At 41.4% G+C, this 21,721-nt stretch carries 18 protein-coding genes; 13 read left to right on the plus strand and 5 right to left on the minus strand.

The window, feature by feature from the left end; genetic code table 11:
• Positions 1 to 3: 3 nt before the first annotated feature.
• The 5 genes from arsM to G3567_RS10390 form a co-directional block, all read right to left on the minus strand.
• A complete protein-coding gene (gene arsM / locus G3567_RS10370; RefSeq protein WP_164005261.1) occupies positions 4 to 972 on the minus strand; it encodes an arsenosugar biosynthesis arsenite methyltransferase ArsM in 969 nt (322 codons plus the stop codon).
• Between the two features lie 20 nt (positions 973 to 992).
• Positions 993 to 2,045 carry an arsenosugar biosynthesis radical SAM (seleno)protein ArsS gene (gene arsS / locus G3567_RS10375; protein WP_164005262.1) on the minus strand — a complete coding sequence of 351 codons (1,053 nt, stop codon included), beginning with the start codon at positions 2,043 to 2,045 and terminating at the stop codon, positions 993 to 995.
• Positions 2,046 to 2,090: 45 nt separating this feature from the next.
• Positions 2,091 to 2,426: an arsenosugar biosynthesis-associated peroxidase-like protein gene (locus tag G3567_RS10380; RefSeq protein WP_093365162.1), complete on the minus strand. Its 336-nt coding sequence runs from the start codon at positions 2,424 to 2,426 to the stop codon at positions 2,091 to 2,093.
• A 63-nt stretch (positions 2,427 to 2,489) separates the two neighbouring features.
• A complete protein-coding gene (locus G3567_RS10385) occupies positions 2,490 to 3,170 on the minus strand; it encodes a TIGR04282 family arsenosugar biosynthesis glycosyltransferase (RefSeq protein WP_164005263.1) in 681 nt (226 codons plus the stop codon).
• 102 nt (positions 3,171 to 3,272) lie between these two features.
• On the minus strand, positions 3,273 to 3,647 hold the full coding sequence (locus G3567_RS10390) for an SPOR domain-containing protein (RefSeq protein ID WP_164005264.1): 375 nt from the start codon (positions 3,645 to 3,647) through the stop codon (positions 3,273 to 3,275).
• Between the two features lie 197 nt (positions 3,648 to 3,844).
• On the opposite strand from G3567_RS10390, the gene G3567_RS10395 reads away from it, so the two are divergent.
• The 13 genes from G3567_RS10395 to ruvA all read left to right on the plus strand — a co-directional run bounded on the left by G3567_RS10395 (position 3,845) and on the right by ruvA (position 21,671).
• Entirely contained in the window at positions 3,845 to 5,179 is a 1,335-nt protein-coding gene (locus G3567_RS10395; RefSeq protein WP_164005265.1) for a c-type cytochrome, read from the plus strand.
• A 28-nt stretch (positions 5,180 to 5,207) separates the two neighbouring features.
• Positions 5,208 to 8,285, plus strand: coding sequence for a TAT-variant-translocated molybdopterin oxidoreductase (locus tag G3567_RS10400; RefSeq protein WP_164005266.1), 3,078 nt, complete (start codon positions 5,208 to 5,210; stop codon positions 8,283 to 8,285).
• A 32-nt stretch (positions 8,286 to 8,317) separates the two neighbouring features.
• Positions 8,318 to 9,784 (plus strand): NrfD/PsrC family molybdoenzyme membrane anchor subunit, encoded by a 1,467-nt coding sequence (nrfD, locus tag G3567_RS10405; RefSeq protein ID WP_164005267.1) that lies wholly within the window; start codon positions 8,318 to 8,320, stop codon positions 9,782 to 9,784.
• Complete coding sequence (locus G3567_RS10410; RefSeq protein ID WP_164005268.1) at positions 9,784 to 10,311, plus strand: DUF3341 domain-containing protein; 528 nt, start codon at positions 9,784 to 9,786, stop codon at positions 10,309 to 10,311. Before nrfD ends, G3567_RS10410 begins: the two co-directional genes overlap by 1 nt.
• Before the next feature lie 4 nt (positions 10,312 to 10,315).
• A complete protein-coding gene (locus G3567_RS10415; protein ID WP_164005269.1) occupies positions 10,316 to 10,903 on the plus strand; it encodes a c-type cytochrome in 588 nt (195 codons plus the stop codon).
• 29 nt (positions 10,904 to 10,932) lie between these two features.
• A complete protein-coding gene (locus tag G3567_RS10420) occupies positions 10,933 to 12,240 on the plus strand; it encodes a quinol:cytochrome C oxidoreductase (RefSeq protein ID WP_164005270.1) in 1,308 nt (435 codons plus the stop codon).
• A gap of 24 nt (positions 12,241 to 12,264) precedes the next feature.
• The gene (locus G3567_RS10425; RefSeq protein WP_164005271.1) at positions 12,265 to 13,311 is read left to right on the plus strand and encodes a cytochrome c oxidase subunit II; all 1,047 of its coding nucleotides are present in this window, start codon (positions 12,265 to 12,267) and stop codon (positions 13,309 to 13,311) included.
• A 23-nt stretch (positions 13,312 to 13,334) separates the two neighbouring features.
• Positions 13,335 to 15,155 (plus strand): cytochrome c oxidase subunit I, encoded by a 1,821-nt coding sequence (locus G3567_RS10430; protein WP_164005272.1) that lies wholly within the window; start codon positions 13,335 to 13,337, stop codon positions 15,153 to 15,155.
• 69 nt (positions 15,156 to 15,224) lie between these two features.
• Positions 15,225 to 16,247 (plus strand): Holliday junction branch migration DNA helicase RuvB, encoded by a 1,023-nt coding sequence (gene ruvB / locus G3567_RS10435; RefSeq protein ID WP_164005273.1) that lies wholly within the window; start codon positions 15,225 to 15,227, stop codon positions 16,245 to 16,247.
• 9 nt (positions 16,248 to 16,256) lie between these two features.
• A complete protein-coding gene (locus G3567_RS10440; protein WP_164005274.1) occupies positions 16,257 to 17,579 on the plus strand; it encodes a cytochrome P450 in 1,323 nt (440 codons plus the stop codon).
• 3 nt (positions 17,580 to 17,582) lie between these two features.
• Positions 17,583 to 18,509: a tRNA epoxyqueuosine(34) reductase QueG gene (queG, locus tag G3567_RS10445; protein ID WP_164005360.1), complete on the plus strand. Its 927-nt coding sequence runs from the start codon at positions 17,583 to 17,585 to the stop codon at positions 18,507 to 18,509.
• 203 nt (positions 18,510 to 18,712) lie between these two features.
• Positions 18,713 to 20,998, plus strand: coding sequence for an NADP-dependent malic enzyme (locus tag G3567_RS10450; protein ID WP_164005275.1), 2,286 nt, complete (start codon positions 18,713 to 18,715; stop codon positions 20,996 to 20,998).
• 91 nt (positions 20,999 to 21,089) lie between these two features.
• Positions 21,090 to 21,671, plus strand: a complete 582-nt coding sequence (gene ruvA / locus G3567_RS10455; RefSeq protein WP_164005276.1) for a Holliday junction branch migration protein RuvA — start codon at positions 21,090 to 21,092, stop codon at positions 21,669 to 21,671.
• Positions 21,672 to 21,721: the final 50 nt, after the last annotated feature.

The following is a 21,721-nucleotide window of genomic DNA, read 5'->3' on the forward strand; positions in this document are numbered from 1 at the left end:
TTTTTAACAGCATCCGCCGCCATCGTAATGAAAGGTAGAGTCGCTTATAAAAATATCATCCCTTCCCAAATCGGATAAGGCTTTTGCGGTTTTGTCACAAATAGCCAGAGGCTGGTTTTGTAATAAAATGTGGCCTTTATGATCGTCGAAAAAAGGTTTGTCGCCATAATATATCGCTGCTTTTCCCGTAAAAATACAGGGGCCGTCATCGGGCATAGGATCTTTGATAGCAGCTACTTCTACCGACTCTATATAAATCAGTTCATCGGTTGGGTAGTGTTTGGGATCCAGGATACGATAAGGTTTTCTGGCTCGTATCTCAACGGTTCCAAAACCGGCATCTGTAAGGGCTTTTACATAATCAGCCAAAGCCAAACTTCCGCTTAGGCAAAGTGCTCTCAGTCTGTCGTCATTTCTCAGCCTGTCATTCATGTCCTGCTCGCAGGTAGGATCGCTCATGACCAGTTTGCCATTGGGTTTCAGCACCCGGTACATTTCTTGGATGGCTTTCTTCAGGTCTTCTGCTTTGAATATATTAAAAAGGCAATTTTGAGCAGCGACATCTATGCTCTCATCGTCTACAGGAAGATGAAGTGCATCTCCTTTTTTGAGGGCCACAAAATCACTCTTGAACCAGGGATTCATTTGCTCTGCTTCTTTGAAGTTTTTTCTGGAAGCCTCCAGCATTTCATCTACCATATCTACGCCTATCACTCCATCTTTCTGGCGATTGAAATAAGCAAACTGCAGTAGTTCCATGCCGCCACCAACGCCTACATAAAGCAGTTTAGGATTGTTGGAAAGGTCCCTGGCATGAACGGTGCTTCCGCATCCATAATTCATTTCCTGCATGATCTTGGGAATCTTAAGTCCTGGTAATTCCCAGATTGGATTTGTTGTGCAGCATAACCCCACATCCGGCGTAAGTGCTGCATCTTTATAGACGTTGTAAGTCGTTTTTAAATAACTCATTTTTTACTGTTTAATTTGTTTTAAACCACACTCCCCTGGCAGGAGCTTCCAGCGCCAGCCGTACATCCGTAGCAGTGCTGTGAGACACATATAGATCTCTCCTGCAGTTGCTCTTCGTTATAGTCTTTGATATGTTGAACCGGACTTTCAACTTTCATTTCCAGCATTTGATTGAAGTCACAGTCATAAAGCCAGCCATCCCAGCTTACAGAAAGCGTATTCCTGCACATTACATTTTTGACCGCAGCAGGATTGTAGGCCTCTACCAGTTTGTACATGTAATCCTCATAATTATCTGAGGCGATGAGGTAGTCCAGATATCTGGAGATGGGCAAATTGGTGATGGTAAACAAACTGTTGAAGTCAATGCCGAAATCTTCCTTGAGCGCCTTTTTGAAATCCTGTTCCAAAGCCTCCTGATTGGAAGGTAAAAACGCGCCGGAGGGGTTGTACACCAAATCCAGTTTAAGGGGAGAACCGGGTAAACCATAGCCTATGGCATTCAGATCCTGCAGCGCTTTTATAGATTTATCAAAAACACCGCTCCCTCGCTGCTTATCGGTTTTTCCTTTGGTCCAGTGGGGCATGGAACTCACGACATGAACATTGTGTTTTTTGAAAAATTCAGGCAGGTCATAATACTTTTTATTTGCTCGTATGATGGTGAGATTGGACCTGACGATAAAATCCTTGACACCAAGTTTGGCCGCTTCTTCCACAAACCACCTGAAATTGGGATTCATTTCGGGAGCACCTCCGGTCAGATCCAAAGTATGTGCCCTGGTGGTTTTAATCACCTCCAGGCATTGCTGCATGGTTTCTCTGGTCATGATCTCTTTCCTGTCCGGTCCTGCATCTACGTGACAATGCTCGCAAACCTGGTTGCACATATAGCCCAGATTGAGCTGTAGGATTTCCAGTGCCTTGGGTTTTAGCGGGAAATCTTCGATCTTTTCCAACTGTTGCCTGAAGGTGGGAAGTTCATCTTTGAAAATGCCGTTGGACAGGAACTTGAGTTGCTCTTCAGCCTTAGCCATCAGTTTCTTTCTTGCAAGCAGAGATTTCGTTGCCATGGTTTATTAATTTTAAAGGTTTAAATCACGATCTAAGTCCGTGTTTTAATGACTTAACTTGTCGTATTTTTTCATCATTTGCGTCGCGTGAACCAAAGTGGCGCCTGACTCAATTGCGGCTCCGGCGTGTACAGCCTCCATCATTTCTTCTTTGGTAATGCCGCGTTGGAGTCCGTCCTGGGTGTAAGCGTCAATGCAATACGGACACTTCACCACATGAGAAACGGCAAGAGCAATCAGTGATTTTTCGCGTTCAGAAAGCGCTCCTTTTTCAAAAACTTTACCGTAGTATTCGAAAAATTTGTCGCCCAGTTCCTGATTCCAGTCTGTGATTTTCGGAAATTTTCTGAGGTCTTTAGGGTCGTAATATGAATCTGCCATAGTATGAAATTTGAGGCAATAGCCAGGGGTTATGTGAAATTTTAAATCTTATGTTGCTGTGTCTTAAACTCTGGAAAGCAGGGGAGGAGCTTTGTTGAGGCAAGACCCAGAAATGATGTTTTTGATATACAAAGAAGGACTTTGAAAACCAAAATCTAAAGATTTATGCATGGTTTTTAATATCAAAATAACATCGGTGTAGAGTTGTTTTGAGAAATTAAGCAAACCTTTGAAGTCAGACTGATTGTCGATATCCTTTAAAGTAGGAGTAAAACTGACTTCAACTTTGGTGCTCAGCAATTGAATAACTTCTGAACTTACATTTGATGTATTCCAGCTTAAATTTAAAAAGTCAGACTGATTGAAATACTTTTTTTGAATGGCCAGCAGGTAGAATCCGCCATCAAAGGATTTACCCAAACAGGCCTTGTCAGAATGGAGCGCATCTATTCCAGACTGAAGGTGTTTGTATTTTAACTGGGGGCAGTCATTACCTATGACGATGACCTTGTCATATCCTTTTGAAAATACCGAAGAAAGCGAACTGCAAAAACGCTCGCCGAAGGTGTTTCCCTGTTGTTGGTGCTCGTCATGATTGAAAACATCAAGCCCTGTTTTGGAACAGAGTTTTTTAAGTCGATTTTCCTGACTTTGAAAAAAAAGCTGATTGCCGGCAAAACCCTTGAAACTACATTCAGCTTCTACAGATCTTGAGAAAATTAATAGGGCTACAGGTGTTTTCATTTAATCTTAGTCTCATCGGTGATCAAAACCTTACCGGACTTTTTCACTTTATTTGTAATAAAATCTATTCTCTGCCAGGTTGAGTTTCCATAACATCAGCTTTTATTTCCCGGGACGAATAATGAGGGTGTTTGGGTATTCAGATTTTATTTTTTGATAAGCTCGGTCTGCCTGTATTCGGTTTCTGAAACTACCAACCCAGACCTTGTAGTTTGGAGTCTGGTAAATGATTTTTGAAGTAAGCTCAAGTTGCAAGGATTCAAGTTTTTGTTGATTTTCTTCTGCTTCCTCTAAGGAGCCGGAAAAAATTTGAAGTTTATAAGTCGTTTTAAGTTCATTATTGGATTCCAAATCATGTTTAACCGCGATGAGTTTATCAATCGTGTTGAGTTCGCCTGCACTGAGCTTTTGAGCCCAACCAGACAGCGTCGAAAAGAGAATAAGGAAACTAAGAATAAATAATTTTTTTAACATCATGTTGGTTTTGAAGCAAATGTACAGTTAAACGTAAAATAAAGGCTTTAAATTGTAATTTAGAAAGATTATAAATTGCCATTTAACATATGTAGGTATTCCAGAAACGTTCTTTAAGTGTTACTTTTGTTGTCAATTTTTTTGATGCCTAATCGTACGTTTTTATGGGTATCACATTGAAATAGGTTAATAAATATTATATGAAAAAGTCGATGGAACGCCCATTTATTCTGAAACATTTCCTTCTGGTTTCTCTTTTGCTTTTTACGTTTTTAACTTTTGCTCAGGATACGGCAGAGGGAGAAAGTAGTGGTTATGGGTCTTATGTGCCTGAGGTAGTTTTGAATTCAGATCCTGCAAAGGGAAAAGAATTGTTTAATTCACTTTGTGCGGCTTGCCACAAGCGCTACAAGAATGCTACGGGTCCTTCTCTTCACCGAGTGACCGAGCGAAGAGAGATGGATTGGTTGTATGAATGGATTAAGAATAGTCAGGAGCTTATAAAATCTGGTGACAACCAGGCTGTTGAGCTTTACAATGAGTGGAATAAAGTAGCTATGAATGCTTTTCCTCAGTTGAGCAATCAGGATATCAATGATATTTTGGCTTATGTTGAGGAGCCTAAACCAGAACCAAAAGTCGCTGTCGCTGCTCCGGCTGGAGCAGAAACTCAGGGTGGAGCCGGGATTTCTACAGAAATTGTACTCGGACTTTTAGCCGTGGTTTTACTTGTGCTTTCGGTTATACTTTACCTGGTTAATAAAACCCTTAACCGTTTTGCTGAGGCTAACGGAATTCCTATCAGAGCGGACAAACCCAAAGGCAAGCCTATTTGGGTAGCATTTGCTGAAAATCAATTTTTGATTTTTGTCGCTGTTATATTCTTGTTACTGGCGGTGGCCTGGGGAGGTTACGGCTTCCTGATGCAGGTTGGAGTCGACCAGGGTTATGCGCCAATTCAGCCAATTCATTATTCCCACAGAATACACGCCGGGGAAAACCAAATTGAATGTAAGTACTGTCACTCTTCGGCAAGGGTGTCCAAGCATTCTGGTATTCCGTCGCTTAACGTGTGTATGAACTGCCACAAGCAGATTGCCGAGGTTGCAGAGGAAACTCAGGCTGAAGGTAAAAAGGAGTATGGTGTTGATTATAATGCAGAAATTCAAAAGCTTTACGAAGCCACAGGCTGGGATACCTCTACGCAATCCTATACCGGAGAAACCAAACCGGTAAAATGGATCCGAATTCATAATTTACCTGATTTCGCTTACTTCAACCACTCTCAGCACGTTAGTGTTGCTGGAATTGAATGTCAGACTTGTCATGGTCCGGTAGAAACCTATGAAATTCAAAAACAGTATGCTCCGTTAACTATGGGCTGGTGTATCAACTGTCACCGGGAATCTAAAATCCAGGTTGGAGATAACGCGTATTACGAAAAAATTCATGAAGAGCTTTCCGAGAAGTATGGTGTAGAAGAATTTACTGTCGCCGATATGGGTGGTTTGGAATGCGGAAAGTGTCATTATTAATATTAATTTAGAAAAATTAAAGTTCAATATGTCATCAGAAAAGAAATATTGGAAAAGTGCCGAGCAGCTTAAGGAAAACAGTCCTTTGGTTGAAGCGCTTGAACAAAGTGAATTTGCAGAACATATTCCTGCAGATGAGTTTTTGGGTGATAAGGAAAAGTTAGAGGGTTCTCAAACTTCGCGTAGAGATTTCCTAAAGTATGTTGGGTTTAGTACAGCTGCTGCATCCTTGGCAGCCTGTGAAGGTCCCGTTATCAAATCTATTCCTTATGTTGTCCAGCCAGAGCGCATTGTGCCGGGTGTTGCAGATTATTACGCCACAACCATTGCCAATGGGTTTGATTTTGCAAGTGTTCTTGTAAAAACAAGAGAAGGACGCCCGATCAAGATTGAAAATAATAAAGAAGCGACTGGACTTTCTGCGGGTAAGGCCAGAGTTTACGGTTCGGTTTTGGATTTATATGACATCAAACGTCTTCAGAATCCACAGATCGAAAACAGAGATGTGACCTGGACAGAGTTCTTCACGTCTTTGGAAGCGGACTTAAAAGCTAAAGCAGATAAGAAAACCTATCTTCTAACCCATACCTTTGCATCGCCATCTACTGAAAAGCTTATCAAAGAATTTCAGGAGAACTATCCTAATGTAGTTCATGTTGTATACGATACGGTTTCTGATGAAGCTGCTGTCGATGCTTTTGCTGCTAAGTATGGTTACAGAGCGCTTCCTAACTACGACTTTTCCCAATCGGAGATGATTGTTTCTGTAGGCGCAGATTTCCTTGCAGACTGGCAGGGTGGTGCTTTTGATTCTGGTTACAGCAAAAGCAGAGTTCCGAAGAACGGAAAAATGTCCCGCCACGTCCAGTTTGAAGCCAACATGACTTTGACTGGTGCAAATGCAGATAAAAGAGTTTCGGTTAAGCCTTCTTTGCAAAAACAAATCGTGGTTGAATTTTATAATCAAATCCTTGGTAAAGTTGCAACAACGAATCTAAGCACCGCGCTTCAAACTCAGGTTGATAAGGCGGTTTCAAGCTTGAAATCCAAAGCTTCAGGCGGAGCTATTTTCGTAACAGGCTTAGATTCTGTTGAAGCTCAGGCTATGGCTTTAGAAATCAACGAAAAATTATCGAGCAAGGTTATGGATACTGGAAACCCTCGCTTGATTCGTCAGGGTCAAAATTCCAAAATCCAGACCTTGATTTCTGACATGAACGCCGGAAATGTCGGCGCTTTGATGATTGCCGGTGCAAATCCAGCTTACGCTCTGCCAAATGCGGATGAGTTTACTGCTGCTTTGGCTAATGTGGACACCACCGTGAGTTTTTCCATGAAGAAAGACGAAACGGCTAAGCTTTGTAAATACATTGCTGCCACACCGCATTACCTGGAATCCTGGGGAGATGTAAGGTTTGCCAAAAAGGACTTTAGTCTGATGCAGCCTACCATCAAACCTCTGTTTAATACCAGACAGTTCGAGGACTGTTTGTTGAAATTGAACGGGAATTCTACAAAATACTACGAGTACGTAAAAGCAAACTTCAAGTCGACTTACGAAGGCTTATCCTGGAATAAATCGCTTCACGACGGAAGTTATGTTTATGATATGGACCTGCCACAAGCTTCTGATGTTCCTGATATAGATATTGCTGCAGGAGCTAAAAAACTGGTTTCTCAGAGTGATTCGGAAGGACTGGAACTGACCTTATATACCAAGATTTCTATGGGTGATGGTTCTTATGCTAACAATCCATGGTTGCAGGAAATGCCAGATCCTATTACCAGAACTTCCTGGGATAACTATGTTACCGTGTCTCAAACCGATGCACAGGCCTTAGGTTTAGAGAACTCCAATGTCGCCAATGGCGCTTTGAACGGAGATTACGTCATGGTATCTGTAGGCGATAAAAAATTAGAAAAATTACCTGTTATCATTCAGCCCGGACAAGCTCCAGGTTCTATCGGAATTGCTTTAGGTTACGGTAAAACCGACGCTATCCAAGAAGAAATGCAGGTTGGTGTCAATGCGTTTCCATTGTACCAGAATTTTGATGCTCACCAAACAGTGCGTCTCGAAAAGGTGAGTGGTGTGCATGAGTTTGCCTGTGTGCAGCTTCAGCATACCATGATGGGAAGAAGAGATATTGTAAAGGAAACCACTTTGGAGATTTTCAATACCAAAGACAAGCACTATTGGAATGCAACTCCCGAGGTTTCACTAAACCATCAGGAAGTTGAGGTTACCAGTCCCGACGTGGATTTATGGGATGAATTTGACCGTTCTATCGGGCATCATTTCAATCTGTCTATAGACCTTAATGCCTGTACTGGTTGTGGTGCCTGTGTTATTGCCTGTCACAGTGAGAACAATGTTCCTGTAGTTGGAAAAAGTGAAATCCGTAAGAGCAGGGACATGCACTGGTTAAGAATTGACCGTTATTATTCTTCAGAAGACACCATTCAGGAAGATTATGAGCTTAAGAATGATATTTCAGGCTTAGATAGTGCTATTGGCACCTATGGTGACCTTGAAAGTGCGTCAGAAGGCGATGTGCAGGTTATCTTCCAGCCCGTCATGTGTCAGCATTGTAATCATGCGCCATGTGAGACGGTTTGTCCGGTTGCTGCTTCAGCTCACGGACGCCAGGGTCAAAATCACATGACCTATAACCGTTGTGTTGGTACAAGGTACTGTGCGAATAACTGTCCTTATAAAGTAAGACGATTCAACTGGTTCTTATACAATCAAAACGATGAGTTTGATTACCACATGAATAACGATTTAGGTCGAATGGTCTTGAACCCGGATGTGACTGTAAGGTCTCGTGGTGTCATGGAAAAATGTTCCATGTGTATCCAAATGACTCAAAAAACAATTCTTGATGCCAAGCGTGAAGGAAGAGTTATAGAAGATGGCGAATTTAAAACAGCCTGTTCTTCTGCCTGTGATAATGGTGCTATTCAGTTTGGAGATATCAACGACAAAGAGAGTGTTGTGTATAAGAAAACACAGGATGATAGAATGTATCACTTGCTTGAGTACTTAGGAACTAAGCCTAATGTGATGTATCATACTAAAGTTCGAAACACAACAGAAGCATAATCAACTAACTAAGAATAAATTCATAATAAATTATGTCTCATTACGAATCGCCTATTAGAAAGCCCTTAGTTACAGGAGATAAGTCTTACCATGACGTTACATTGGACGTGGTCAGACCTGTAGAAGGGAAGGCAAATAAATCATGGTGGGTTGTCTTTTCAATAGCACTCATCGCCTTTTTATGGGGTTTAGGCTGTATAATTTATACCGTATCCGAAGGGATCGGTGTCTGGGGTCTTAACAAGACCGTAGGCTGGGCCTGGGATATTACCAACTTTGTATGGTGGGTAGGTATTGGTCACGCAGGGACACTTATTTCTGCGGTACTTTTACTATTCAGACAAAAATGGAGAATGGCTATTAACCGCTCCGCGGAGGCCATGACTATTTTCTCTGTTATCCAGGCGGGTCTTTTCCCAATTATTCACATGGGGCGTCCCTGGCTGGCTTACTGGGTGTTACCCATACCAAACCAGTTTGGTTCCTTATGGGTAAACTTTAACTCTCCCTTGCTTTGGGACGTGTTCGCGATCTCGACTTACCTTTCTGTCTCCCTGGTATTCTGGTGGACAGGTTTGCTTCCTGATTTTGCGATGATACGAGACAGAGCTGTCAAACCCTTTCAAAAACACATCTACGGGATTTTATCTTTTGGATGGAGTGGAAGAGCTAAAGACTGGCAGCGTTTTGAGGAAGTTTCACTGGTACTTGCCGGTTTGGCAACTCCACTTGTACTTTCTGTACACACCATCGTATCTTTTGACTTTGCGACCTCTGTCATTCCCGGATGGCACACTACGATATTCCCTCCTTACTTTGTGGCAGGAGCTGTGTTTTCAGGATTTGCCATGGTGAACACGCTTCTTATCATTATGAGAAAAGTATCCAGTCTTGAGAATTATATCACGATTCAGCACATCGAACTGATGAATATCGTGATCATGATTACGGGATCCATTGTAGGTGTCGCTTATATTACCGAATTATTTATGGCCTGGTATTCCGGAGTTGAGTATGAACAGTATGCCTTCTTGAACAGGGCTACCGGTCCTTATGCATGGGCTTACTGGGCAATGATGACCTGTAATGTGTTCTCACCACAGTTCATGTGGTTCCCGAAATTGAGAAGAAGCATTATGTTCTCTTTCTTTATTTCGATCGTTGTAAATATTGGAATGTGGTTTGAACGTTTTGTTATTATCGTGACTTCTCTTCACAGAGATTATATGCCATCGGCATGGACGATGTTCTCCCCAACATTTGTGGATATAGGTATCTTCATAGGAACTATCGGCTTTTTCTTCGTGTTATTCTTATTATACGCCAGAACATTCCCGGTGATTGCCCAGGCAGAAGTGAAGTCCATTCTTAAGTCTTCCGGAGAAAAATATAAAAAGATAAGAGCTGAAAAAGGTGAGCATGCGAAGCTGTATGATGAACCCGAGCAAGAGCCTTTACCAGATTTTTCAGCACAGTTTAATTCAAAATCGAACTCATAATGGCATCAAAAGTTTTACATGCGATATTTACAGACGATGATATATTGATGCAAGCCGTTAAAGCTTTGCGTGAGAAAAAACATAGTATTGACGAGGTGTTTTGTCCTTTTCCCGTTCACGGACTGGACAAGGCCATGGGGCTGCCACATACCCGACTAGCGATTACCTCTTTCCTTTATGGATTGGTAGGTCTATCGGTAGCGACCTGGATGATGAATTTTATTATGATCGAGGACTGGCCCCAAAACATCGGAGGTAAACCAAGTTTCAGTTACTTGGAAAACATGCCGGCTTTTGTTCCGATTATGTTTGAAATGACGGTTTTCTTTGCTGCTCACCTTATGGTAATCACCTTCTATATGAGAAGTAAACTCTGGCCTTTTAAAGAAGCTGAAAACCCAGATGTGAGAACTACCGATGATAAGTTTTTGATGGAAATTTCAGTTAATGAAAACAATGTGCAAGCGATTGCAGAAGTACTTCATGAAAACGGAGCCTCTGAAATTAAATTAATAGATAATAAATAAATTTATGAAAAGTTTGTTTACCATAGTACTTGTAGCTTTTAGCCTTGCTTTTATCTCCTGTTCCGATAAAACAGAGCGTAACTACCAGTATTTTCCAAATATGTATGTTTCTGTTCCTTACGATACTTACGGGGAATACGAAATCTTCCCTCAGGAGCAGGAAGCTTTATTGATAGCTGACGGGACTATATCCAGAGGATTTACGCCCTATGAGTATGAGGATGATACAGAAGGCTACAACGAAGCGAAAGCAGAGTTAGAGAATCCGCTTCCTTACACTGAAGAAAATTTAGTTAAAGGAAAAGAGCTTTACAATATTTACTGTGCGATTTGTCATGGTGAAAATGGTAAAGGAAAAGGCTATTTGGTAGAGCGTGAAAAGATTCTTGGTGTGCCGAGTTATGATGACCAGGGTCGAGCCATAACAGAAGGCAGTGTGTATCACGTCATGTGGTATGGCATAAATACCATGGGCTCTTATGCTTCCCAAATGAACAATGAAGAATTATGGATGGTAGATCACTACGTCATGCAATTGAAGGCAGAACTTGAAGGTAAGGATCCAAGAGAATTTCAAACAGAATCAGAGTAAAACTAATTATAATACATAGCTGAGATATTATGTACACAATGTCAAATAAAATAAAATTATTCTCTTTAATCCTTATCATTATAGGGGCTATTGGTTTAGTTGTAAGTTTCATCAATGCTCCATCTTCTGTGGAAGAGGTCAAAGAAATGCTTCATGCCGAGAGTGCATCGCACGGGGGTGAAAGTGTTGCCATGGTAGGTGACGACCACGCTTCAGAAGACGCTCATGCAGATGAACATGCGGAGCATGTATACCATCAGTTACACAATAAACCCTGGGCGGCACTTTATGTCCCGGCTCTATTTATTTTTCTGATTTCTTTGGGTGTATTTGTATTCTATGCCCTTCAGAATGCTGCTCAGGCAGGTTGGTCTCCCGTATTATTCAGAGTTATGGAGGGCATTGCTTCCTATTTAGTACCCGGGGGTATCCTTGTTTACTTATTGCTGGTACTTTCCAGTTTACACCTTAACCACCTTTTTGTCTGGATGGATCCGGAAGTTGTCGCCCACGATGAGATCATCCAAAATAAAACCGCATACCTCAATACGCCTTTCTTTCTGATAAGAGCTGCCATTTATATCATCGGCTGGGTTTTATTTTCGAAACTGATTATCAAAAACTCCAGAAAGATGGACGAAGGTTTCGATCTGAGCCTTCATAAGCGTAACTTCAAGCTATCGGCTGGTTTCCTTGTCTTTTTCATCGTCACTGAATCTATGATGTCCTGGGACTGGATCATGAGTATAGACACGCACTGGTTTAGTACCTTATTTGGCTGGTTTGTTCTGGCTAGCATTTTGGTCTCTGCTGTAACAACCATTGCGCTGGTAACTATTTATCTGAAAGGTAAAGGCTACTTAGAGTACGTGAATAACAGCCATATTCATGATTTAGCAAAATTCATGATGGGTTTCTCTATTTTCTGGGCTTACCTATGGTTTTCACAATTTCTATTGATATGGTATTCCAACATTCCTGAAGAAGTAACTTACTATGCCGCGAGGCTTCAGGATTACCCTGTCTTGTTCTTCGGAACTGTTATTTTAAACTGGGCATTACCTATGCTGATACTTATCAATTCAGATTTTAAACGAATCAACTGGATTGTTGTTTTTGCGGGTATCATCATTTTAGTTGGAAATTACCTCAATTTCTTTGTGATGATAATGCCTGGAACCGTTGGAGAATCTTGGAGTATCGGTATTCCTGAAATCAGTTCTATATTGCTTATTTCCGGAATATTTATCTTTACAGTGTTCAATGCACTGGCTAAAGCTCCGCTTACTGTCAAACACAGCGCTTTCCTAGAAGAAAGTAAACAATATCACTATTAAAAATATTTAAAAGAAAGATAGAAGATGATCGCATTACTTATAATTCTTGTCGCCGCTTTATTGGGAATTACGATTTGGCAGATTTCAAAAATCTTCAAATTATCTCAGCCTGTAGAAAGTGATGACTCACAAATAGCAACTAACAAAGACAATGAAAAGCAGGGTAAATTGTTTTTGGTGTTTATTGTTTTCCTCTACGGATTGATGATTTACTCCTTCTGGGAACTGAGTAAATTTTACGCACCAGGAGCTTCTGATCATGCCGCTGAATATGATCAGCTATTCTTTATCTCACTAGGCCTTATCATGTTTGTTCAGGTGATTATCCAGTTTCTAATTCACTGGTTTTCTTATAAGTATCGTGGGCAAAAAGGAAGAAAAGCGCTTTTCTATGCAGATAACGATAAACTCGAATTCATCTGGACCATTATTCCGGTTATCACGCTTGCAGCCTTGATCATTTATGGCTTGTTTAGCTGGTCTGAAATCATGAATGTCGAAGAAACCGATGAAACTCTGGTGGTTGAAATCTATGCTTACCAATTCGACTGGAGAGCAAGATACTCCGGAGAGGACCGAACACTGGGTGAAGCCAACGTAAGATTTATTGAAGGCGTTAACCAGTTGGGTCTTAATGAATCCGACCCTTATGCTCAGGATGACATCATCACCACTGAACTTCACTTGCCTGTTGGCAGACCTGTTTTATTCAAGTTTAGATCTCAGGATGTTCTTCACTCGGCTTATTTTCCGTTTTTCAGATCCCAGATGAATGTTGTTCCGGGTATGATTACACAGTTCGGTTTCACCCCTACAACAACTTCTAAAGAAATCCGAAATAGCGAATACATGGTTGAAAAAGTTAGAAATATCAACGAAATTCGCCGAAACAACGATAATTTAGGCCCGGACGAAAAAGAATATGAATTTGAATATTACTTGTTGTGTAATAAAATATGTGGTGTATCCCACTACAACATGCAGATGAAAATTGTTGTTGAAACCGAAGAGGAATATCAGAAGTGGATAGAAGAACAACAGTCGTTTGGAGAATTAACAGCCCAAAATTAATTATAAAAAATAAATAAGAATATATGTCAGTAGCTGCACAACCACTTGCTAACGATCATGCACACGAGGAAGGTCATCATGAGCCCACTTTCATAGAAAAGTACATCTTCAGTACCGATCACAAGATGATCGCTAAGCAATACTTAATAACCGGACTCATCATGGGGGTTATTGGGATATCCATGTCCATGCTGATGAGACTACAGCTGGCCTGGCCAAACGAATCCTTTTGGATTTATGAAGTCCTATTGGGTAAATTTGGTGAGGGTGGTGTCATGGATCCGAGTATCTATTTGGCACTTTCTACAATTCACGGTACCATCATGGTATTTTATGTGTTAACCGCCGGACTTAGCGGTACATTTAGTAACCTGCTTATTCCTCTGCAAATTGGTGCAAGAGATATGGCTTCAGGTTTTATGAACATGATTTCTTACTGGCTGTTTTTTATCTCATCCATTGTCATTGTCAGTTCATTTTTCGTGGAAGCAGGACCTGCCTCAGCCGGTTGGACTGTGTATCCGCCTTTAAGTGCATTGCCACAGGCTATTGGAGGTTCCGGACTTGGTATGACCTTATGGCTGGTAGCTATCACTATATTTATAGCATCTTCTTTGCTAGGTTCCCTTAATTATATAGTAACGGTGCTTAACCTAAGGACAGAGGGCATGTCTATGACTAGACTTCCGCTTACCATCTGGGCGTTCTTTGTTACAGCTATCATTGGTGTAGTATCCTTCCCGGTTTTATTGGCAGCGGGTTTATTATTGCTGATGGACAGAAGTTTTGGAACGTCTTTCTTCTTAAGTGACATATACATCCAGGGCGAAGTATTATCCTATCAAGGAGGTTCGCCAGTATTGTACGAACACTTATTCTGGTTTTTAGGTCACCCGGAAGTTTATATTGTTTTACTTCCTGCACTGGGTATCACCTCAGAAATTATTGCCACCAACTCGAGAAAACCTATTTTTGGTTACAGAGCTATGATCGCTTCTATTTTAGCCATTGCTTTCTTATCGACAGTCGTTTGGGGTCACCACATGTTCGTGTCCGGTATGAATCCTTTCTTAGGTTCGGTGTTTACATTTACAACCTTATTAATTGCAATTCCATCCGGTGTTAAAGCATTTAACTACATCACCACGCTTTGGAAGGGTAATTTGCAGCTTAACCCGGCGATGCTGTTTTCTATCGGTTTGGTTTCTACCTTCGTAACCGGGGGTCTAACCGGTATCATTCTGGGCGATAGCACCTTAGATATCAACGTTCACGATACGTACTTTGTGATTGCTCACTTTCACTTAGTGATGGGTATATCTGCACTCTATGGTTTGCTGGCGGGTGTTTACCACTGGTTCCCGAAAATGTTCGGAAGGATGATGAATAAAAACCTGGGTTATATTCACTTTTGGATTACAGCCGTTGGTGCTTACGGAATCTTTTTCCCGATGCACTTTATCGGTATGGCAGGCTTGCCTAGACGTTACTATAAATTTACAGAATTTCCATATTTCGACGATTTGGCCGATACGAATATTTTAATCTCCGTCTTTGCCTTTATCACAGCTTCAGCACAATTGTTCTTTGTATACAATTTCATTCATTCCATTTTCTACGGAAAGAAAGCTGAACAAAACCCATGGAAGTCGAATACGCTTGAGTGGACTACCCCTGTGAAACACATTCACGGAAACTGGCCGGGTGAAATTCCAAAAGTGTACAGATGGCCTTACGATTACAGTAAAATGAATAAAGACGAAACAGAGTACGTTATTCCAGGACAGGACTTTGTACCACAAAACGTTCCTATTCAAGAGAACGAAGAAGAGTTAAATGAATAATGTATAATTATACACTGAGAAGCCTCCAAGAATCAAACTCCTGGGGGCTTTTTTATTTATCTTTGTGTTATGAATGAAAATTTAGACGCTACCGGGGATAACCTCTCAAATCAGGATCAGGAAGTTGAAAGAGCTTTAAGGCCCCTTTCTTTTGATGATTTTGCAGGTCAGTCTCATGTGTTAGAAAACCTTCAGGTTTTTGTGAAAGCGGCCAATTTACGTGGGGAAGCGCTGGATCATACCCTTTTTCATGGGCCTCCGGGACTTGGAAAAACAACCTTAGCCCATATCCTGGCCAACGAATTACAGACCGGTATCAAAATCACTTCTGGTCCGGTCATCGATAAACCCGGTGATCTCGCAGGATTACTGACCAATCTGGAACCACGAGACGTGCTGTTTATCGATGAGATTCATAGACTAAGCTCCGTGGTGGAAGAGTACCTGTACTCTGCTATGGAAGACTTCAAGATCGATATCATGATTGAGTCTGGTCCCAATGCCAGAAGTGTGGAAATCCATTTAAATCCGTTTACCCTGGTGGGGGCTACAACGCGCTCAGGTTTACTTACAGCACCCATGCGGGCCAGGTTCGGGATTTCCAGTCGACTCGAATATTATTCAACCGAACTCCTAAGCGACATTGTGCTTAGAAGCGCATCTATACTTGGTGTGTCCATTACCAATGATGCTGCCATCGAAATTGCAGGCAGAAGTCGCGGAACTCCCAGAATTGCGAATGCTTTGCTGAGAAGAGTTAGAGATTTCGCTCAGATAAAAGGCAATGGGAAAATCGATATGGAGATTTCCAAATACAGTCTTAAGGCTTTAAATGTTGATGCTTTTGGTCTGGACGATATGGACAATAAAATCCTGCTCACCATCATCGACAAATTCAAAGGAGGTCCGGTAGGACTGTCAACCTTATCTACTGCGTTGAGCGAAAATGCAGAAACCATTGAGGAAGTTTACGAACCTTTTTTGATTCAGAAAGGCTTTATCAACAGAACTCCACGCGGCAGAGAAGTCACCGACTCTGCCTATAAACACCTTGGAAAGCTTAGAGAAAGCAAGCAGGGTGGCTTATTTTAATCCATCGATATGTCAAGTCTTAAACAGCTTCCCGAAGTTCCTTTTATAGAGTTTTTTAAACATGCAGGCAGCATTTTAAAGAATCCCCTGCCTTTTCATCACAGAAACTTTGAAGCCCTTGGTGATACCTTTCGACTGAATTTGGGTTTTGGAAACTCGGTGGTGTTTTCAAGAGATCCGGAATTTGCGATTTATGCCCTAAGAGATCATCAGAAGAACTTCAGAAAAACGGAAATTCAAACCAAGGATCTGGCAAAATATGTGGGACATGGTTTGCTGACTTCAGAAGGAGAAGACTGGAAATTCCAACGGAAATTGATTCAGCCGGCTTTTCATAGAAAGAACTTATATACACTCCTCGATTTCATGGTGGAGGCTATTGATAAAGAACTCGAAAGAATTGAAGTGAATAAAACCATCGATATTTTCCCAGTCTTCAATGATCTGGCCTTTAAAGTGGTGGTGAAAAGCCTGTTCAGTGACGCTATAAATTCAGAAGAAATTTCAAGATTACAGTTTATAACCGAGGAAACTCAAAAAATGCTGGTCAAGGAATTAAGACAGCCTTATAAAAAGTGGTGGTTTAGCTTGAGCGGTGAACTCCGTCGTAATTTGAACCTAAGCCAGGAAGCGAGAGATTTGCTTTCTGGTATCATCAAAAGGAGGGAAAACGCTGACCAGGAAGGGAAAGACCTTTTGGATATGCTGATGGCTTTAAGGTATGAAGACGGTTCTAAAATGAGCGAAGAACAACTGATCGATGAAATTCTCATTCTGTTTATAGCAGGACATGAAACCACCTCCAATGCGCTGTCGTTTACGATTCAGCTTATTGGTCAAAAACAGGAGGTTCAGGATAAGCTGGTGACAGAAATCAAAAGCTTAGAAGGCTCATCTAATTTTGATATCCTAAAGGAAAGCCAGTATACGCAGCATGTGATTGAAGAGTCCATGCGTTTATTTCCGCCCGTGTATTTTATAGACCGGCAAAACATCGAAGACGATGTCTTTAAAGGCTTTGAAATCCCTAAGCATACCAACTTGCTCTTCTCCGTGCATCAGATTCATAGAAATGGAGAAAACTGGACCAACCCAACTGAGTTTAGGCCGGAGCGCTTCGCCGAGTCCAGGAGTGTAAGTGATTTTTATTTTCCCTTTGGAGCAGGACCGCGCAAGTGTATTGGCAACAATTTTGCGATGTATGAAATCACTTTGGCCATTCATCGCCTTTTAAAAACCTATAGGATTGAAGAGGTGAAACCTGAAATCGAAATTCAGCCTCTGATAAGCCTGAAGCCTAAAAATGCCTTTGTAACATTCTCAAAACGCTGATTTATCACACCAAAAGAAACCTATAGCAAACTCATTAAAGCTGAAGCGGAACGCCTGGGGTTTTTATCCTGTGGTATATCCAAGGCCGAATTTCTGGAAGAAGAAGCGCCGCGACTGGAAGACTGGCTGAAGCAGAATGCTCACGGCGAGATGCAGTATATGGAAAATCACTTCGACAAGCGACTGGACCCTACCAAGCTTGTAGAAGGTTCCAAAAGTGTGATTTCCCTGCTGTACAATTACTTTCCTGCAGAAACCCAACGGGAGGATACCTATAAAATCAGCAAATATGCTTACGGCAGAGATTATCACCACGTCATCAAGTCCAAACTGAAGGAACTGATGCATACCCTCAATGCCGAAATCGGGGAAATAGGCGGACGTGCTTTTGTGGATTCTGCGCCTGTTTTGGAAAAAGCCTGGGCTGCCAAAAGCGGACTGGGCTGGGTGGGAAAACACTCTAATTTGTTATCCAAACAAACTGGTTCGTTTTACTTTATTGCTGAATTGATTTTGGATATCGAACTGGAAACCGATACACCGGTAACAGACCACTGTGGGACATGTACCAAATGTATAGATGCCTGCCCAACGGATGCCATTTACGAACCTTATAAAGTAGATGGCAGTAAGTGTATTTCTTATTTCACCATAGAATTGAAAAACGAAATTCCCACGGGCTACGAGGATAAATTTGAAGACTGGATGTTTGGCTGTGATATCTGCCAGGATGTATGTCCCTGGAACCGTTTTAGCAAAGCCCACAACGAACCCTTATTCAATCCTCATCCGAGTTTGCTTAGCTACGACAAAAAAGACTGGGAAGAAATCACCAAAGATGTTTTCAATGACATTTTCAGAAAATCTGCGGTCAAGCGAACGAAATTTGAAGGTTTAAAACGAAACATCAATTATATCAAGTCGATATAAACCTCTGAATACTATAGTGTTAATCTTTAATCTTTTCGGTTGACTAAGTTGTAATTAAGCTCAACCTGTATTCAGGAAGCTGTCAGTATTCAACTTTCAATCCTAATATCAGTTAGGATTTGTTTCAAAATAACTCTTAAGGCTTACCTTTGTTTTTATAAAATGGCTAAAGCAAATTTTGCTTTAGCTGTAACCATATAATTATGAGTTCACCAAGAAAACGAAGAGAAGCCTTAGTATATCATGCCAAACCGAGGCCAGGAAAAATTGAAGTTGTACCCACCAAAAAACACAGCTCACAGCGGGATTTAGGGCTTGCTTATTCTCCAGGCGTTGCAGAGCCGTGTAAAGAAATCGAAAAGGATAAGCAAAATGCTTATAAATATACCAACAAAGGGAATCTTGTGGCGGTAATATCCAATGGGACCGCTGTTTTAGGTCTTGGAGATATAGGAGCAGAGGCCTCAAAACCCGTGATGGAAGGAAAAGCCCTGCTTTTTAAAATCTTTGCAGACATCGATGTGTTTGATATTGAAGTTGATACCAAAAATATTGACGAATTTATAGCAACGGTCAAAAATATAGCTCCCACTTTTGGAGGGATAAACCTGGAAGATATCAAAGCTCCTGAAGCTTTCGAAATCGAAGAGCGTCTCAAAGCGGAATTGCCAATTCCCGTGATGCATGATGACCAGCACGGGACGGCAATTATCTCTGCAGCAGCGCTTCTTAACGCTTTAGAACTTGCCGATAAGAAAATTGGTGAGGTACAGGTTGTGGTTTCCGGTGCAGGCTCTGCAGCCATTGCCTGTACCAAGCTTTACGTTTTGCTTGGTGTGAAAAAAGAGAACATCCTGATGTTTGACAGCTCAGGAATCATCAATGAAAAAAGAGATGACCTGTCTGAAAAGCAAACTGAATTCGCTACCTCAAGAAGCGTTGAGACTTTGTCTGAAGCTATAGAGAATACTGATGTATTCCTTGGTCTTTCTGTGGGCGGTGTGCTTAAGCCAGAGATGCTTTCTAAGATGGCAGACAATCCTATCGTATTTGCGATGGCCAATCCAGACCCTGAAATCGATTACGATTTAGCTTTGGAAACTCGCGATGATGTCATTATGGCTACCGGAAGAACAGACTATCCCAACCAGGTGAATAACGTTCTGGGCTTTCCTTATATTTTCAGAGGAGCACTCGATGTAAGAGCGACTCAGATCAATGAAGAAATGAAAATGGCCGCTGTAAAAGCGCTGGCCAGACTGGCAAAAGAACCGGTTCCTGAGCAGGTGAATATCGCTTATGCAGAAACCCGGCTCAACTTCGGCAGAGATTACATCATTCCAAAGCCTTTCGATCCTCGTCTTATTGCCGAAATCCCTCCTGCTGTGGCCAAAGCTGCGATGGAGTCCGGAGTGGCACAAAATCCTATCGAAGACTGGGAGGCTTACAAAGAAGACCTTCTGGAGAGAATGGGTAGTGAAGATAAAATCACAAGACTTCTCACCAACCGTGCTAAGCAAAATCCAAAACGCATTGTGTATGCAGAGGCGGATCATTTGGATGTACTCAAAGCTGCTCAGCAGGTGTATGATGAAAAAATAGCAACCCCCATTCTTCTTGGACGAAGGGATGTTATTTTAGAACTCATGCATGAGATCGAATTTGAGGGAGAGGATATCTTAATCATCGACCCAAAGTCTGATGAAGAAAAGGAGCAAAGGTATCTGTACGCAGAGGCTTTATGGAAGAAGAGAAGCCGGAAAGGAGTAACCTTTTACGACGCCAAAAAACTGATAAGAGAGCGAAATTACTATGCAGCGATGATGGTTGAGAACGGGGATGCAGATGCGATGTTATCTGGATACTCCAGGGCTTATCCTTCTGTTCTGAAACCCATTTTGGAGTTGATAGGGAAAGAAAGCGGAGTTACCTGTGTGGCAGCCACCAATTTGATGAATACCAAACGCGGTCCAATCTTTATTAGTGATACCTCCATCAATATAAACCCGGATTCTACAATGCTGGCTAAAATTGCACAGATGACTGCCAAAACCGTAAAGATGTTTGGTATAGAACCGGTAATTGCGATGGCATCCTATTCCAATTTTGGGTCTTCCAAAAATCCCAATGCCTCCAAAGTGAAAGAGGCGGTAGACTATTTACATAAAAATTTCCCTGAAATTGCAGTAGATGGAGAATTGCAGGTGGATTTTGCCCTGAATAAAAAAATGAGAATGGATAAATTTCCGTTTTCAAAATTGAATGGAAAAAAAGTCAATACGCTTATTTACCCAAATCTTGATTCTGCAAACAGCACCTATAAATTATTGAAAGAGTTGAACAGCGCAGGATCCATAGGACCAATTTTAATGGGACTCAATAAACCTGCACATGTTTTTCAACTTGGGGCAAGTGTGGATGAGATGGTAAATATGTCTGCTGTTGCAGTGGTAGATGCGCAGCAAAAAAGCAAGAGGAAAACGCTTTAAAGCTGTTTGGATTGTCGAAGGTTTTAACAGGAGGTATCCTTCCTCTTCCTGAGTTAATTTTGTTACATTTGATTCCTAAATTTAAGTTAAGATGATTACTCAGCTTCGAGGGAAACTTTTAGAAAAAAATCCAACCCATATCGTTATAGATTGCAACGGGATAGGGTATGAAGTGAATATTTCACTTCATACCTTTTCTCGTTTAAAAGATGAAGAATTGATTACTGTTTACACGCATCTTCAGGTCAAGGAAGATTCGCACACGCTTTTTGGGTTCGTAGATAAAGCAGAGCGCTTAGTGTTCAGGCAGCTGCTTTCTGTTTCCGGAATCGGGGCCAGTACGGCAAGAGTGATGTTGTCATCGCTTACTCCGGAGCAGGTCATTGAAGCGATTTCTACAGAAGATACAGAGACCATACAAAGCGTTAAAGGCATTGGTAAAAAAACGGCTCAGCGGGTCATTCTGGATCTTAAAGACAAGATGCAAAATACAGAAGCTTTAACCGAAATTCTTCAGTCTCCAAGTCATGTTCATAAGGAAGAAGCTTTGTCGGCTCTGGAAACTTTAGGCTACACCAGAAAACAATCGGGTAAAATTATTACTAGAATTTGTAATAATCATCCAAATGCAAACGTTGAAGAGATAATCAAGCTTGCCTTAAAAAACCTATAACACTCTTGACGTTTACTCAAAAAGTTTCCCAATCCCTTTTATGTCCACTG

This window comes from Psychroflexus aurantiacus, assembly GCF_010820555.1.
Classification (GTDB): Bacteria; Bacteroidota; Bacteroidia; order Flavobacteriales; family Flavobacteriaceae; genus Psychroflexus; species Psychroflexus aurantiacus.

Excerpts from the sequence above, each read along its gene's own strand:
- arsS (WP_164005262.1), bottom strand. The coding sequence starts at position 2,045 with ATGGCAACGAAATCTCTGCTTGCAAGAAAGAAACTGATGGCTAAGGCT.
- G3567_RS10390 (WP_164005264.1), bottom strand. The coding sequence starts at position 3,647 with ATGATGTTAAAAAAATTATTTATTCTTAGTTTCCTTATTCTCTTTTCG.
- G3567_RS10450 (WP_164005275.1), top strand. The coding sequence starts at position 18,713 with ATGAGTTCACCAAGAAAACGAAGAGAAGCCTTAGTATATCATGCCAAA.
- G3567_RS10430 (WP_164005272.1), top strand. The coding sequence starts at position 13,335 with ATGTCAGTAGCTGCACAACCACTTGCTAACGATCATGCACACGAGGAA.
- nrfD (WP_164005267.1), top strand. The coding sequence starts at position 8,318 with ATGTCTCATTACGAATCGCCTATTAGAAAGCCCTTAGTTACAGGAGAT.
- G3567_RS10440 (WP_164005274.1), top strand. The coding sequence starts at position 16,257 with ATGTCAAGTCTTAAACAGCTTCCCGAAGTTCCTTTTATAGAGTTTTTT.
- G3567_RS10400 (WP_164005266.1), top strand. The coding sequence starts at position 5,208 with ATGTCATCAGAAAAGAAATATTGGAAAAGTGCCGAGCAGCTTAAGGAA.
- G3567_RS10385 (WP_164005263.1), bottom strand. The coding sequence starts at position 3,170 with ATGAAAACACCTGTAGCCCTATTAATTTTCTCAAGATCTGTAGAAGCT.
- arsM (WP_164005261.1), bottom strand. The coding sequence starts at position 972 with ATGAGTTATTTAAAAACGACTTACAACGTCTATAAAGATGCAGCACTT.
- G3567_RS10395 (WP_164005265.1), top strand. The coding sequence starts at position 3,845 with ATGAAAAAGTCGATGGAACGCCCATTTATTCTGAAACATTTCCTTCTG.
- G3567_RS10425 (WP_164005271.1), top strand. The coding sequence starts at position 12,265 with ATGATCGCATTACTTATAATTCTTGTCGCCGCTTTATTGGGAATTACG.
- ruvB (WP_164005273.1), top strand. The coding sequence starts at position 15,225 with ATGAATGAAAATTTAGACGCTACCGGGGATAACCTCTCAAATCAGGAT.
- ruvA (WP_164005276.1), top strand. The coding sequence starts at position 21,090 with ATGATTACTCAGCTTCGAGGGAAACTTTTAGAAAAAAATCCAACCCAT.
- G3567_RS10420 (WP_164005270.1), top strand. The coding sequence starts at position 10,933 with ATGTACACAATGTCAAATAAAATAAAATTATTCTCTTTAATCCTTATC.
- G3567_RS10415 (WP_164005269.1), top strand. The coding sequence starts at position 10,316 with ATGAAAAGTTTGTTTACCATAGTACTTGTAGCTTTTAGCCTTGCTTTT.
- G3567_RS10380 (WP_093365162.1), bottom strand. The coding sequence starts at position 2,426 with ATGGCAGATTCATATTACGACCCTAAAGACCTCAGAAAATTTCCGAAA.
- G3567_RS10410 (WP_164005268.1), top strand. The coding sequence starts at position 9,784 with ATGGCATCAAAAGTTTTACATGCGATATTTACAGACGATGATATATTG.